This window comes from Alicyclobacillus fodiniaquatilis, from assembly GCF_042678105.1.
Lineage (GTDB): Bacteria > Bacillota > Bacilli > Alicyclobacillales > Alicyclobacillaceae > Alicyclobacillus > Alicyclobacillus fodiniaquatilis.
Genome location: NZ_JBHUCX010000099.1, coordinates 176964 through 191139, shown reverse-complemented (window position 1 = coordinate 191139; position 14176 = coordinate 176964). Strand labels below are relative to the sequence as shown.

At 52.4% G+C, this 14176-nt stretch carries 19 protein-coding genes and 1 riboswitch; of the genes, 7 read left to right on the top strand and 12 right to left on the bottom strand.

What is annotated here, in order from left to right; all coding sequences use genetic code 11:
• The first annotated feature begins 63 nt into the window (after positions 1 to 63).
• Together ACFSB2_RS24675 and ACFSB2_RS24670 are read left to right on the top strand one after the other, a co-directional pair.
• Positions 64 to 744, top strand: a complete 681-nt coding sequence (locus ACFSB2_RS24675; protein WP_377945781.1) for a TIGR00266 family protein — start codon at positions 64 to 66, stop codon at positions 742 to 744.
• A gap of 68 nt (positions 745 to 812) precedes the next feature.
• The gene (locus ACFSB2_RS24670; RefSeq protein WP_377946011.1) at positions 813 to 1415 is read left to right on the top strand and encodes a histidine phosphatase family protein; all 603 of its coding nucleotides are present in this window, start codon (positions 813 to 815) and stop codon (positions 1413 to 1415) included.
• A gap of 14 nt (positions 1416 to 1429) precedes the next feature.
• Here ACFSB2_RS24670 and ACFSB2_RS24665 read toward each other — a convergent pair whose 3' ends face one another.
• The 6 genes from ACFSB2_RS24665 to cobT form a co-directional block, all read right to left on the bottom strand.
• Complete coding sequence (locus tag ACFSB2_RS24665; protein WP_377945780.1) at positions 1430 to 2185, bottom strand: adenosylcobinamide-GDP ribazoletransferase; 756 nt, start codon at positions 2183 to 2185, stop codon at positions 1430 to 1432.
• A 79-nt stretch (positions 2186 to 2264) separates the two neighbouring features.
• Positions 2265 to 2810, bottom strand: coding sequence for a bifunctional adenosylcobinamide kinase/adenosylcobinamide-phosphate guanylyltransferase (cobU, locus tag ACFSB2_RS24660; protein ID WP_377945779.1), 546 nt, complete (start codon positions 2808 to 2810; stop codon positions 2265 to 2267).
• A gap of 79 nt (positions 2811 to 2889) precedes the next feature.
• Positions 2890 to 3666, bottom strand: coding sequence for an ABC transporter ATP-binding protein (locus ACFSB2_RS24655; protein ID WP_377945778.1), 777 nt, complete (start codon positions 3664 to 3666; stop codon positions 2890 to 2892).
• A 3-nt stretch (positions 3667 to 3669) separates the two neighbouring features.
• Positions 3670 to 4689, bottom strand: a complete 1020-nt coding sequence (locus tag ACFSB2_RS24650; RefSeq protein WP_377945777.1) for a FecCD family ABC transporter permease — start codon at positions 4687 to 4689, stop codon at positions 3670 to 3672.
• The gene (locus ACFSB2_RS24645; protein ID WP_377945776.1) at positions 4686 to 5666 is read right to left on the bottom strand and encodes an ABC transporter substrate-binding protein; all 981 of its coding nucleotides are present in this window, start codon (positions 5664 to 5666) and stop codon (positions 4686 to 4688) included. Before ACFSB2_RS24645 ends, ACFSB2_RS24650 begins: the two co-directional genes overlap by 4 nt.
• Before the next feature lie 136 nt (positions 5667 to 5802).
• Positions 5803 to 5986: riboswitch (cobalamin riboswitch) on the bottom strand.
• Positions 5987 to 6060: 74 nt separating this feature from the next.
• A complete protein-coding gene (cobT, locus tag ACFSB2_RS24640; RefSeq protein WP_377945774.1) occupies positions 6061 to 7836 on the bottom strand; it encodes a nicotinate-nucleotide--dimethylbenzimidazole phosphoribosyltransferase in 1776 nt (591 codons plus the stop codon).
• 203 nt (positions 7837 to 8039) lie between these two features.
• Here cobT and ACFSB2_RS24635 point away from each other — a divergent pair, with 203 nt between their 5' ends.
• The 4 genes from ACFSB2_RS24635 to ACFSB2_RS24620 all read left to right on the top strand — a co-directional run bounded on the left by ACFSB2_RS24635 (position 8040) and on the right by ACFSB2_RS24620 (position 10484).
• Positions 8040 to 8375, top strand: a complete 336-nt coding sequence (locus tag ACFSB2_RS24635; protein WP_377945772.1) for a winged helix-turn-helix transcriptional regulator — start codon at positions 8040 to 8042, stop codon at positions 8373 to 8375.
• Between the two features lie 180 nt (positions 8376 to 8555).
• Positions 8556 to 9026 (top strand): 6-carboxytetrahydropterin synthase QueD, encoded by a 471-nt coding sequence (gene queD, locus ACFSB2_RS24630; protein WP_377946010.1) that lies wholly within the window; start codon positions 8556 to 8558, stop codon positions 9024 to 9026.
• Complete coding sequence (locus ACFSB2_RS24625) at positions 9023 to 9772, top strand: 7-carboxy-7-deazaguanine synthase QueE (RefSeq protein WP_377946009.1); 750 nt, start codon at positions 9023 to 9025, stop codon at positions 9770 to 9772. The genes queD and ACFSB2_RS24625 overlap by 4 nt, the downstream gene beginning before the upstream one ends.
• Positions 9773 to 9818: 46 nt before the next feature.
• Positions 9819 to 10484, top strand: a complete 666-nt coding sequence (locus ACFSB2_RS24620; protein WP_377945771.1) for a haloacid dehalogenase type II — start codon at positions 9819 to 9821, stop codon at positions 10482 to 10484.
• Positions 10485 to 10560: 76 nt separating this feature from the next.
• Here the strand turns inward: ACFSB2_RS24620 and ACFSB2_RS24615 are convergent, their stop codons facing one another.
• From ACFSB2_RS24615 to ACFSB2_RS24605, 3 genes are all read right to left on the bottom strand, one after another.
• Positions 10561 to 10749, bottom strand: a complete 189-nt coding sequence (locus tag ACFSB2_RS24615; protein WP_377945770.1) for a small, acid-soluble spore protein, alpha/beta type — start codon at positions 10747 to 10749, stop codon at positions 10561 to 10563.
• A gap of 100 nt (positions 10750 to 10849) precedes the next feature.
• Entirely contained in the window at positions 10850 to 10987 is a 138-nt protein-coding gene (locus ACFSB2_RS24610; protein WP_377945769.1) for a hypothetical protein, read from the bottom strand.
• A 13-nt stretch (positions 10988 to 11000) separates the two neighbouring features.
• Positions 11001 to 11432: a hypothetical protein gene (locus ACFSB2_RS24605; protein ID WP_377945768.1), complete on the bottom strand. Its 432-nt coding sequence runs from the start codon at positions 11430 to 11432 to the stop codon at positions 11001 to 11003.
• Positions 11433 to 11606: 174 nt separating this feature from the next.
• On the opposite strand from ACFSB2_RS24605, the gene ACFSB2_RS24600 reads away from it, so the two are divergent.
• Positions 11607 to 12275: a polysaccharide deacetylase family protein gene (locus ACFSB2_RS24600; RefSeq protein ID WP_377945767.1), complete on the top strand. Its 669-nt coding sequence runs from the start codon at positions 11607 to 11609 to the stop codon at positions 12273 to 12275.
• A gap of 288 nt (positions 12276 to 12563) precedes the next feature.
• On the opposite strand, the gene lgt is transcribed toward ACFSB2_RS24600, so the two are convergent.
• The 3 genes from lgt to ACFSB2_RS24585 all read right to left on the bottom strand — a co-directional run bounded on the left by lgt (position 12564) and on the right by ACFSB2_RS24585 (position 14163).
• Positions 12564 to 13361, bottom strand: a complete 798-nt coding sequence (gene lgt, locus ACFSB2_RS24595; RefSeq protein WP_377945766.1) for a prolipoprotein diacylglyceryl transferase — start codon at positions 13359 to 13361, stop codon at positions 12564 to 12566.
• Between the two features lie 100 nt (positions 13362 to 13461).
• A complete protein-coding gene (locus ACFSB2_RS24590) occupies positions 13462 to 13758 on the bottom strand; it encodes a Spo0E family sporulation regulatory protein-aspartic acid phosphatase (protein WP_377945765.1) in 297 nt (98 codons plus the stop codon).
• 150 nt (positions 13759 to 13908) lie between these two features.
• Positions 13909 to 14163, bottom strand: coding sequence for a hypothetical protein (locus ACFSB2_RS24585; RefSeq protein ID WP_377945764.1), 255 nt, complete (start codon positions 14161 to 14163; stop codon positions 13909 to 13911).
• Positions 14164 to 14176: the final 13 nt, after the last annotated feature.

Below are 14176 nucleotides of genomic sequence, written 5' to 3'. Positions count from 1 at the left end.
TTGAACAAAATGGGCGCCTGATCTTGTTGGCAAAGGTCGATGCACGAAAGGGCGAATCCTGCGATGGAATATCAGATTCATGGCACAACCATGCAGACGTTAGAAATCAAACTTGTGCGGGGAGAGACCGTTTTTTCCGAAACCGGGTGCCTTGTCAGCATGACGCCTGGCACCAACATGGAAACTCGGGCGCCTGGGGGCTTCGGTGGCATGCTGCGGCGGGCTTTCAGCGGCAACAGTATCATGCTCAACTATTTTCACGCCCCGCACGATGCGGAATCCGTCCTCTTTACGACGCGGATGCCCGGTCACATTCTACCGCTGCCGCTACAGAACTACGGCCGCATCATCGTGCAGCGTCACGCGTTTTTGTGCGCCGAAGCGGATGTCGAATTTGGCGTCGAAGCCACCTTGAACATCGGCCGTTTCCTCGGCGGCAACGGACTCATCTTCACCTATATGGATGGTCATGGACTTGGCTTTGTCTCGATAGACGGTGAGATATTGCACTGGGATTTGGCCCGCGGGGAAAGTTTGCTGGTTCATCCTGGCCACATCGCCGCATTCTCTGCCAGCCTCGACTACCGCGTACAGCGGATGCAAGGCGTCACCAACATGCTGTTTGGCGGGGATGGCCTGTATATGATCCGCCTGACTGGACCGGGCCGGCTCTGGCTGCATTCCCTGACGATGCACAACATGGCCCACATCATGCAAGAATACTTGCACGATGGTCGAGAATAGTCCACCATGTTGGCACGGCACCGGGGTATCGACTTTATGATGAGATAGGAGCGGTGTACTTGACGACTGTGATTTTCGCTCGCCATGCGCCCACGTTGGCAAATGAACAGTTTGTGATGATTGGCCGAACCGACACCGCGCTGCACGTAGACGGGCACCTGTGCGCAAGGAGACTGGCAAACACACTCGTCGGCCTCCCCATTTGCGCCGTCATCACCAGCCCACTGGCCAGGGCCAGACAAACTGCCGACGCCATCGCGTCCCTACATACCAACTGCGTGCGGCATATGGATGAACGGCTGATGGAGATAGATTTAGGCGTCGTGGACGGCGTGTCTTCGTTTGAGGCGTACGAGCTGCACAAGGCGGCATTTGACGAAGCGCTCTCTCCGGATACGGTCGATTTTGCCTTTCCTTCCGGCGAGCGGTGGTCCAGTGCCGCCGGGCGCATGGAACAGGCCGTATCTGACTGGAGCGCCGAATACAGCGGCCAAACTTTGTGCATTGTCACACACGGCGCACTGCTCGGCTTTTGGCGCTGTGGCTTGGAACAGCGCAGTCTCGGCCATTTTCGCGCATATCAACCGAAACACGCCAGTTTCTCCGTCGCGCAAAAACAGGGATCAAACTGGCAGATCTTGCGCTGGAACGATACAAGCCACTTGCAGTGAAGTCACAGTGAAGTCTATGAAGGCATTCTCCATGCGAACAAGGCCAACATGACGAACCACAGAACCCATTCGATGAGCTCCGCCAATGCCCCATATGTATCGCCAGTCATGCCGCCAAAGCGGCGCCGCATCCACAGGGTGAACAGAAACACAAGCAGCACAAACGCGCAAAACAGCGTGATCGCCACACGCAGAGGAATCAGCCAGATACAGCCGATCGCGACGATGGCCGAAACGACGCCGACGCCGATGGGCGGCACTTGACGCGCAAACATCGCGCCCAAACCGTTTGGCCTGGCGGCCGGCGCCAACAACATCGCCCACACCATCCCCAAACGACTGAACAGCGGTACGAGCAGTAGTGGCAATACACATTTTGCCGGATAGGCGGTCAGGGCAATCCATTTGCCAGCGAGCGACAAAACCGCGGCGATGGCCCCCATGGCCCCAACTCGACTGTCTTTCATGATATCCAAGGCCAACTCGCGTGGTTTGCGACTGCCAATCGCATCAGCTGTATCCATCAGTCCGTCGACATGTAATGCACCCGTACAAATGGTATAGACGGTCAAAGCGATGAACGTCGCCGCACCGATTGGCAACACATGAGCAAGGGCATATCGCAAGCCCGCTAAAATCGCCCCTAATCCAAGGCCGATAAAAGGCAGCCAGAGTGCGCTCCGCCGAAACTCCGCTTCACTCGGATCTTTGATATACGGCGCTGGCAGGATGGTCAAAAACTGCCAGGCAAGGACAAAACTGCGCCACACCTTCCCCCGCCCCCATTCCTCATCATAATCGCCATTTCACACATGGTTTTGCACTACATTGCCGCAGCCTTCGCGCTACTCAACGGACAACCACGCTGCCAGGCAACTGTTTTAAATCGATGGCAATGCCACTGGCGACGAAGTACACTCGGTCGGCCATTTGGGCGATGGCCTGATTCATCCACCCGAGCCAATCCCGATAGCGTCGGCTTTCGGCATCCGCTGGCACAAGTCCAAGGCCAATTTCGTTGGTCACCACGATACAAGTGGCAGACGATGCTGCCAATGCGGCAGTGAGATCGTCCAACTTGCGCCAGAACAGCGTTTCCGTACACGCTAAATCGAACATCCAGTTATTGAGCAACAAAGACAGGCAGTCGATCAGATAGACTTTGTATTCTCCATCTTCAATTGCCTTTGCCACATCGTGCCGCACCTCCAGCGTTCGCCATTCTGCCGGTCGATCCCGCCTGTGCCGCGCAATCCGCGCTTCCATTTCCGCGTCCATCGCGACACCTGTCGCCACAAAACAGATCTCTGTGGGCCTAGCAGCCATTGCAGCCAGTTGTTCCGCGAAGCGGCTCTTGCCACTGCGCGCACCACCCGTGACCAGATGTACCGTCATACACTTCGCCTCCACGCGCTAAAGAAGATGCCTCATTGGCTCTGCTGAATGCCTCCGCGCCGCTACAGATGCCTTAACGTCACGTCTCGCTGTCCAACGGTGAAAAACTCAAACGCGAATGATTCAAAAAGGGGTCCACAAACAGCGTCGCGTCAATGTGAAATACATCACGCACCATTTTGCTCGTAAACACATCCGCCACAGGACCTGTATCATAGAAGTCGCCATTGCGGATGACCAACAGATCGTCACAAAATCGCAAAGCAAACTCCAAATGGTGAATGGCGATCAAGATAAGATGGCCAGCTTGGGCCATTTTTCGCAACTGTGTCATGATATCCAACTGGTAATAGACGTCGAGGCTCGCAATCGGTTCATCCAGCAGTTGAACAGGGCTTTCTTGGGCAAGACAACGGGCGATCCCGGCGCGTTGCCGTTCACCCCCGGAGACATGCTGCAGTGGTGTGTCCACGAGTTCTTCCAAACCCATTTGCGCAATCGCGCGGCGAACCGCCGGGGTGCCTCTCTCGCTCGCGCGAAAGGTCACCCGTTGATGACTGTAGCGCCCCATCTCCACAAATTCCTGTACGGTATATGGGATGTCATCCGGCAATTGCTGCGGCAAGTAGGCAATGTGGTGCGCGCGCTGGCGCGATGATAATTTTTGGACAGGCGTCTCATTGACAAACACTTGACCGCCTGTTGGGGTCAACAAACCGGCAATCGTACGCATCAAGGTCGACTTGCCTGCGCCATTGGGCCCAATGATGCCGACCACCTTCCCAGCATCCAAGGACACATCCAGCGGTCGGAGAATGGGGTGTTGTGACAATTGTTCCAGTCTGAGCATGGCCATACGCTATCTACCCCTCTGCCACGCGCGTTGACGTTTAAATAGAAGATACAGAAAAAAGGGCGCGCCAAGACATGACGTAACAACCCCCACATTGATTTCCATTGGCTGCAGGGCCATGCGCGCGACGAGATCGGACAAGGAGAGCAAAATGGCCCCGCCGAGCGCGGACGCAGGAATGAGCAGCCGATGGCGCGCTCCGACAAAGTGACGCAACACGTGTGGGACAATCAGCCCGACAAACGAAATGACGCCTGTGGTGCTGACACACACGCCGACGATGAGCGCGCACAGCACAAGCGTCAACTGTTTCATCCGCTGGACAGGCACCCCTACCCCCATCGCGTGGTCTTCTCCTGTCATCATGATATCGAGCGACCAGGCCAGCAACATAAACAGAATCAGGCCAAATCCAATAAAAATGGCGAGCAGCAGCACCTCGGACCAACTGCTGCCATCCAATCCGCCCATCAGCCAAAATAACATCTCTTGCATCTCTTGCAGCGGTGACAGGGAAAGAATCAATGTGATGATGGCGCTGCAAAACGAACCCACGGCCACCCCCGCAAGCAACAATGCGTATAAATTGGTCTGTTGGCGGACGGTCGCCAAGCGATAGATGAGCAAAACGACCAACAGCCCAAATACAAAAGCGCCAAGCGGTGTCGTCCACACACTTGCAGCCGCCAAGCCCAAATGAATGGTCAAAATGGCGCCTAATGCCCCGCCGCTGGACACACCGATGATGCCGGGATCAGACATCGGATTTTTGAAAACCGCCTGCAGCACGGCGCCGGATATGGCGAGCCCTGCCCCAACCAGCACCGCCACAAGTGCCCGCGGCCAGCGAATCGCGCCGACGACCGTCGCATCGGTATTGTGCTGTCCCTGCAAATATTGCACCGTATCTGGAATGATTTTGTCGACTTGAATATTCATCGGACCAATGCAGATCTCCAGACAGAGTGAAACGAGCAAGCCGACTGCCAGCGCGATGAACGTCCACTGATGGCGACGCGCACTCATTGCATGACCTGAATATCAGGGATGCTCGCCTTCGGATAAAACACCTTCGCCAAATCGACGCCTCCCTGGACCACATATTGCGACACGCTGGACAAATCCGCATCGGGAATGGCGTACAGTCGATGGTTGCGAATGGCAGATACAGATTGTAAATCTGCTTTATTCTGCAATTTTTGCAAGAATCCTTTGTCATCGGTCGCGTCGATGATGACGTCTGGATTCATCTTGACAATCTCCTCATCGGTGATCTGTTTCCAGCCATCCAAGTTCGCGGCGACATTGACACCGCCAGCCATGGTGATTTCGTCGTTGGTCGTGGTATTTTTGCCCGCTGCAAATCCGTACGAGCTGTAATCGAGCACGGTGACCGGCTTTTGCCCTTTCACGGCATTTTTGAGCTTCTGCATGTTGTCGTTCATATTCGTCACAATCGCATTGGCCTTTGCCGTCGCGCCTACCAATTTGCCAATCACCTTGATATTTTTCTCGATACTCTGTACAGAAGTGAAGTCATCAAACTCGTAGACAGGCACGCCTGCGTCGCGCACCTGTTTGACGACGCCAGGCGTCACATAAGAGGCGAGCAGTACGAGATCAGGGTTGGTCGAGAGGATTTTTTCCGAGTCCGCCTTGGACATTTGCGGAATCCCCTTTACGAGATTGGCCACATTGGAATAAGTGGGATCACTAGACAGATTTGTCACGAGCGCAATGCGTGATTTTGGCACCAAAGAGGCCAAAATTTCATCTGTGCCCTCCGTGCCTGACGCAATGTGCTGCGGTTGCTTCTGCACCGTCACTTTGTCACCGGCGTCATCGGTCAACGTGATGGGAAATTGGGCGGTGTTCTTCGCCTGTGAAGTGCCCGTTGAAGTCGTCTGATTCGTAGATGTATTGTTTGCCATCCCACAGCCTGCCAGCAACACAGCTAGGGCGCATGCAAAAACAGTGGTGTACCGCGCCTTGCGGTTTATCATAGATGGAACCCTCCTCAAAGTGTGGAGCGTCCCAACGAGAGAAAGAAAGCACGCCTTTTACAGGCTCGTTGTTCGTCATGGCGAAGCAAGTGTTCCAAGCTCGTGCCATAGCCAAACAAACCTCTCCTCGAAGGTTGGCTCGTCCTTTTTTCAGGCAGGTCTCCTGGCTCGCAGCACAACAATTCGCCTGTTTCCTTCCCAGCAAAATTCACCAGTGGCAACAGACACGACGCTGCTTACAGTGGCGGGACCGCACCGGACTCTCACCGGTTTCCCTATTCTCTCTACATTTGTAGAGCACCTGAAAAACATGTTTCATCGCTTTTACATCCTATTTAACGACCGTGCAATTGTCAATATGATGTCGAGCGGGATCGACACAAGTCGTAATTTATTATTTTTCGGGTAATGCCCCCCATTCATTTTGGTAAATCAAATCATCGAGTTGCAGCCGTTCACCCCAGCCAACTCGTTCGAGTACAGGGATATCCGGAAAATGAGGTGTATATCCGAGTGTGAGCAATGCGCACGGATCCACATGCGCCGGGATGGACAGCACATCGCGCACATCCTGTTTTTCGTAGATGCTCACCCATCCCATAGCCACACCTTCAGCGCGCGCAGCCAGCCACATGTTTTCAATTGCGCAGGCGGTGGACATCAAATCGGTCTCGGGTATCGTATGTCGCCCCAAAACGTGCGGCCCGCCGCGCGTGCTGTCATTGGTGACACAAATGGTCAATGGCGCTTCCACCAGCCCTTCCACTTTCAAGCGCAAATAGTAATCCCGCTTGGCGTCCGCGTACACTCGCCCCGCCTCGACGCGCGCTTTGTCCACCACATGCTGCAAGCGAAGAAGCACATCTTTATCTTCGATCACAATGAAATTCCATGGCTGCATATAGCCCACCGAAGGACCATGATGGCCTGCTTGCAAGATGCGCGTCACGATCTTTGGGTCAAGTGGCTGCGGCAAAAAAACGCGAATGTCTCGCCGAGCAAGGATCACCTTGTATACCGCTTCACGTTCAGCAAGGCTAAAATCTGCGGCGACAGGCGCTTCTGTTTGGTTTGTGTATATATTTTCCACATGTTCATCCGCTGATGCATCTTGATGTGGATTGGTGACGCGGGCATCGGCAAAAGTGGCGCTTTCCGCCATCACCTTCAGTCCACTCGCGAGAATTGGCCAAGCGAAAAGGGCGCCTGTCCCTTCGCCGACACGCAAGGACAATGTCAGCAGCGGTTGGCAGCCGATGGCAGCTAAAATCAATTTGTGGGCTGGTTCTGGCGACAAGTGACCCGCCAAAAGATATGCAGCCAGTGCTGGCGCCATTTTCGTGGCCCACAACGCGGCCACCCCAGTCATCAAGCCATCGAGCAGCGTCGGCACACGACGGGCGGCCCCGGCCAGCATCGCGCCAGCTATGGCTGCCAATTCAAACCCGCCCAGACGGGCGAAGCCATCCAGCCAATCGCTTTCTGCTTCAGCGGCATGACAGGCCGCAAGCGCCATCTCGATGACCTTCATCTTGCGCTGCATCCCCTCATCATCCACGCCTGTCCCCCGGCCGACCAACGCACTGACCGGCTTGTCCAACAGCCACGCGGCCAAAGCAGTCGCACTCGTCGTATTGCCGATGCCCAGCTCACCTAAAAGCAGCAGATCCGCCCCCGCATCCATCGCCCGGTTGGCCTCATCTATGCCCACCTGGATGGCCTGCGCCAGCTGCGTATGCGTCATCGCCGGACCTTGGGTAAAATCGCTCGTCCCATGGCCGATTTTGCGGACGACGACGTCAGGATGACGGACGGCGCGACAGATGCCCACATCGATGACGCGCACAGGAATCTTGTGCTGACGCGCCAAGACCGCGCTCACCGAACTGCCCATCGCCATGTTGACGGCCATCTCTTCGGTCACTTCCTGCCCATATCGGGAAACTTGATGCGCCGCAGCAACCCCGTGATCCGCAGCAAACACGAGAAAATGTGGGTGCTGCAACTGCGGGATGATCCGCCTTTGGATCCCAGCCAATTGCCTGATCACCAACTCCAAGTCGCCGAGACTCCCTAGTGGTTTCGTCAAGTTATCTAATCGCATTTTTGCTTGTGTGGCATATTCGTCGGCGAACAGCGCTGGTTCCGGCAGACGTAATGAATTTTGCATCAATTCGAACCCTCCAACCGTTCTCATTTCTCATCAGAAGTCAACCAGTTTGGCACCGTTTTGTAAAGCGCATTGTCCTAGCCAAATACATAGATGCAACAGGAAACGACGGACATATTTATCGACTTTGCGGCACGACAGATGGAAGTTACTTTAAAACATTACGAGATAGAAGCAAAATGTGATAAACTAGAGACTAGGAGATGATCGTGATGGGGAGCTATGAACATCTGTGCCCTAAATTCGAGTCTGCATTTGCGCTCCTTGGGAAACGATGGACGGGTTTGATTATTCGCGTTCTGATGGAGGGCCCGAAACGTTTTAAAGACATTTCGGAGATGATTCCAAACATGAGCGACCGCATGCTCGCTGAACGTTTCAAAGAGCTCGAAAAAACGGGCATTCTAGTGCGCCACGTGTATCCTGAGACGCCGGTTCGCATCGAATATGAGCTGACGCAAAAAGGGAAGGCGCTGCAACCTGTGATGGAAGCAGTGCAAAAATGGGGAGACCAGTGGATCGCAGAAGATGGCGAATAAATGCAGCGACGAATGGCACCGAACATGCGGTTTTTATTATAGCGCGTACGAACAGCCCCGATAAGGGGCTTCTTTATTTGCGTGGCCAAAATAAGACGTGTTTGCTTGATGAGCGCGGCGCTGAAAGCGCAAGATACAAACATCGCAAGACGGCCTTTCAACAAGGAGGAAATCATCTGTATGGGGTCCTATCAGATTCCCACCAAACTGCAACAACTCGGCACACATATACAACCTGATGAACTTGCGTATCACCAAAAACGTGTTGCTGTCACGAAGGAATTCAGCTTTGACGCGGCGCATCATCTGCATAACTACGAAGGAAAATGCAAGAATCTCCACGGCCACACCTATCGTCTCGTCATCACGGTCAGTGGCTTTGTCGACGAGATCGGCCTGGTCATCGACTTTGGCGAACTGAAGCGAATTTATCGCGAAGTGATAGAAAACAAGTTGGATCATCAATACCTCAATGAGGTGTTGCCGCCGATGAACACATCAGCGGAAAACATGGTCGTCTGGATGTGGGAGCAATTAGAAGTGGCCTTTCAGCGCGAAACAGCGGATGAACGGGGCATCCGTCTGGAAGAATTGACGCTTTACGAGACGCCAACCAGTCGAGCAACGATGAAACGGACGTGGATGGAATGAGTCGCCAGCACCGTTGGCTCAACCAATTTGAACAAACCAAGGCAATGGATCTCAACGACATTCAACTGCCAATGGTCGAGATTTTTGAAACGGTTGAAGGAGAGGGCACGAAAGCTGGCTATCCGACGGTCTTCGTTCGTCTCTTTCACTGCAACCTGCGTTGCACATGGTGCGATACCCCCTATAGTTACGCGCCGTACAAGCCGGAATTTGAGGCGAGCATCGCGGAGATCGTCGCACGGGTCGCCGCCTATGGCTGGTCGAACATCTGTCTGACAGGCGGTGAACCGCTGATTCATCAGCACAAGTCGATGCGTCTGATTGAAGCTTTGGCTGATGTCGATCACGTCAGAGACATCCACATTGAGACCAATGGCGCTATCGATTTGCGGCCATTCGCTCAAATTCGTCACGAAAGCGCCATTTTGCGGGAAAAAATGCGCTTCATCGTCGATTACAAACTGCCTGCGAGCGGTGAGATGGACAAGATGGTGCACGAACACTTTGCCGTGCTGACGCCCTCCGACGAAGTCAAATTTGTCATCGCTGACGATGACGACTTCGTCGTCGCCCAAACGGTGCTTGAGCGCCATCCTTCGGATGCCACCGTGCTCTTCAGCCCTGTGTGGGAAACGATGCCCCCGCATCGTCTGGTGGAAAAAATATTGGCGGCAAAATTGCCAAACGTGAAGTTGAATCTGCAAATTCACAAAGTGATATGGGATCCGAATACCCGTGGGGTATAGTTGATCGCAATCGGGGCTGTTGCCCTTTGGAGAGGAGTCACCTTCTATGTCTGTCATTGTATTTGACGCGTATGGCACACTTTTTAATGTTGATGCGCTGCAATCTGTGGCCGCACAATTTGTTGGTGAGCGTGCCGATGAGTTCCAACGCGTGTGGCGCGACAAACAGCTCGCTTACGCCTGGCGCAGCACATTGATGAACCGATATCAGGACTTTGACAAATTAACACAGCAAGCGTTTCTGTTTACATTGCGTTCCATGGGCGTTCACAACGAACAAATTGCTTGTGCAAAGCTCATTGAAGCACATGACAGCTTACCAGTCTACGACGATGTCAAAACGACGTTGGATGCGCTCAACGCAACCTCACACAAGTTGGTTGTGCTCTCCAACGGGACGTTTCGCGCGTTACAAAAGTTGGCGTCTGCTGAAAACATTTTATTCTCTTTTGACTATCTGCTCTCTTCTGCACCGCTTCGGACTTACAAACCCGCGCGTGCTGCGTACCAATTGGTCATTGACACGACGCACTGCGAAAAAACAGATGTCATCTTCGTTTCATCTAACGGTTGGGACATTTCAGGCGCCAAGGCATTCGGGTTCCACTCGATTTGGTGCAATCGGCAAAATGCGGTCTCAGACACGCTTGGTCCCCAACCGGACAACATCATCACCGACCTTCACGAACTCCCGTCACTTTTGCAATCATAGTCATCTGTCGATAAGCAAAGAGGCTGCCGTTGTCGGCAGCCTCTTTGCTTTATTGTGCTTGATACGTTACTTGTAATTAACGGCCAGACATTTGTTGTTCAGCGAAAGCGACCAAGCGCTTCGTGATCTCTCCACCAACTGATCCGTTCTGACGAGCTGATGTGTCTGCCCCAAGTTGTACACCAAACTCTGATGCAACTTCATATTTCATTTGGGACAAAGCTTCAGTTGCCTGTGGAATCACTTTACGGTTACGAGATGTCATGTCTATGCCCTCCCAGTGGTGTTGTGATGATGACAAGCCATATTGTGAACAGCTTGGCGCCAATCTATACACTCGCTTTTACACGAGTCAGAAGAGTGGCCTAACTGTTGGTTTCTGCGGGAGCTGTGGATGAATCCTCTGGTGTCGTAAAATAGAAGTAAAATACTGTAAGAAAGAGCGTGATCGCGCCGAGCGTCGACAGCGAGAGTTTTTTTGCTGCAACTTCGTGTAAATGCATTGGGCCTCCCCCTTTACACCTCATCTCCAAATACATAGCGATTAATTAATACACGCCGCAAGTCCTGATAAAACTCTTCAGCCGCTTTTGATTTACTTTTTGCGGCTGGCAAGCTGGTGATCCCTAAAGGTGCGCCTGTAATGACAATGGATAATGCCCCAGGCCCAACGAATGGACCATATACACTCAATTCACCCAGAATCAAAAGCAACGCAATCATGATGTCGATGGCGTCAATCAGCACTTTCGCTGCTTCCGACTTGCCAGTTAATCTGGTTCCACCCAAAATCGGCCCAGTCACACTCAGGTAAATGCCACCGGGCACTGCAAAGACCCCAACGCCGGTCACTTGACCAGACAAAATCAGGATGGCTGTCCCAAAGTCAACGGAGCGAAGAATCGCCTGACTGATAATTGGTTTTTGTTTCGTGACATGCTTTTGCATCGCCCCTCCCCCTAATACATTCGCTACACCTAAAGTATGCATGGACTTGTCATTTGGCATCGTGTATATCCCCCAATTCAATCGGGACTTTTGGTACCACAGCACATGAACCCGTCTTGAGGGGGACATACTCAGGAGCAATACGTCTGGAAACGGTCAGGGGGGAGATGACTTTTGCTTCGTCAGTGGTTGCGGTGGGTCTACTGCCTCTTGACCATCATGATGGGAATCGCGTTTTGTCCGGTTGCTGTGTGTCAAGCGATGGATCGAAAAACAGGTGTACACAAAGTCGTGTATTTAACGTTCGATGATGGCCCGAGCCTTATCTACACGCCAAAAATCTTGACGGTTTTACAGCAAGAGCACGTGCATGCCACCTTTTTCATCTTGGGCGCACGAGCGCAAAAGTTCCCCAACATCGCACGTAGAATTGTGAAGGATGGACATGAAATTGGAAACCACGGTTACTGTCATGATTTTTTAAAACACAAGGATCCGACTTGGGTGGGCAAAGACGTCCGTAAGACTGACACGATTATTCATCAGATCACTGGCGCATACCCACGCTATTATCGCCCGCCTGGCGGCATCATCAATTCAATTGAAACTCGTTCTGTTCGGACACTGGGTCATCCAGTAGCGCTGTGGACAGTGGATTCTCGTGATTGGGCAACCCCGAACTCAGACATCATAGTCAGGCGCGTCCTCGCAGCTGTTCAACCCGGTTCGATCATCTTGATGCACGATGGTGTAAGCAACAGTCGTTTTACTGTGCTGGCCCTGCCACAGATCATTGAGCGGTTGCACGCCGCTGGATATGAGTTTGCTCGGTTGCCTTTATGAATCATATACATAGCCTGCGTTTCAGCTTGCATCTCACCTGTGTACATGATAATATTGGCATCGCACAGAATTACCCCGCTTGTCGGTAGCGGCCATCGCCGTTGCCGATTTTTTTATGCATTGCAAAGCCACAGCAGTGACTTCAACCCGGTTCATGCAAAAAAGCCCACAAAAAAAAAAAAAAACGGTGCGCTTGTCGCACACCGCATCGCTGTTTACTTATCCAAACCGAGTGAGAACCTGCATATTCTTTACGAAGCGTTTAATCAGTAGGGCTTACACCCTATCCTAGATGCCCAACGGCGTTTTGCGATCCTGTTTGACAAAAATCCAGATACCCAAAAGAATGCCCACCAGAACCGAAGCGAGTGATGTCCATTGAGCGGCATCCCAGCCGAACACCCCGCGCGGCGAATCGCCACGAAGCATTTCCAAGAAGAAGCGACAAATGTTATATGCAATTAAATAGTAAACAAAAGCGAAACCGCGCGGCCAACCTTTTTTGCGCTGCAGCAAGATGAACAACAAAACCACCAAAACAATGTCCACTTGCGCTTCCCATATCACCGACGGCCACAACGGCTGGTTGCCATATTCCTGTCGCGCTAAAGTATCAGAGGGGAAAAGTACGCCAAAATTTTGATGTGTCGGCGCACCGTAGGCGCTGCCATTCATAAAATCGGCATCTCGACCGATGCTCTGACCAATGAGAATGCCAGGTGTTCCGATGTCAACGAAGTGAAAGAAGCTTAATCCTTTTCGCCATATGTAGATAATTCCCGCAATGAGCGCGCCGACAATGCCCCCCTGAATCGACAAACCGCCATGCCAGACCATGATGATTTGATTCGGATGAGCTGCATAGTAACTCCAATCAAAAAAGAACACCTGCCAGAACCGGGCGCCTAAAATGCCGCCGATGAGACAAAACGGGGCCAAACTCCACCAATGTTCGGCATCCCCTTCGTTCCCCTTCGTCTTGGCGAAATACAAAGTAATGCCTAGCCCAAGTAAAAACGCGAGCGCAAAGACTGTACTGTAAGAGCGGACAGGAAAGGAACCGATCCAAAACCAATATGAATGCACGTCTACTTACACATCCTTCGTTCCAATGGAGATATTCTCCGAGTGTTCAGTAGACAGCGTACCTTGTCCCAATCCTCACGTCAACTTTTCCAGAATTTTTTTATCTGTGATTATGTAAGCCAATCACGTGTAAGTGTCGACGGGTTTTAGCTGACAGCTTCCATGAAAAAAAGTGCGTCTCGTTCCCAGCGGCCTCGGGCGGCCACCAGTTCGTTTCTGATCTCTCCGTGGGTATTGGTTGCTCTTCCAGAAGATGCAGTTGCACAAGATGCAAGTCTAGCTGTTGACTCACGCGGATGACATCTTGATTTAATAAAGACCCTGTCTCTTCTGCCAACCCAATCATCTTTGTACGCAAAAATTCAATTACGCTTATTGTATTCTCCGCGTTCGTCATCATTCGCCTCCACTTGCTTCCGACACTCAACGATCAACAGTATACGACGATTGGAGGCGAAGAGTTGTGACAATCTATCGGCAAATTGGTTACATATTTGTCGAACACGGTCGATGTAATCAGAATATTTTAACGCACACAAACAACGGCTTAATAATGCGTAATACGCACAATCAACGAAACAATGACACTTGCCAGCAACGTGCTGGAATAATGTCCAATCAGTTCATCGCGAATGAATAAGCGGCGCTGAAAATACACGTTGGCAATGGATAAATATCCAAATACCGCAATACAAACACCTGTGATCACCGCCACCTTCGGACTCGCTGATAAAAACTGCGAAAGCCACCAGGCGACGATCCCGGCCGCTGGCGGTCGCGCCAAGCGAACGAACCGATTCATGCCATCCCTGTCC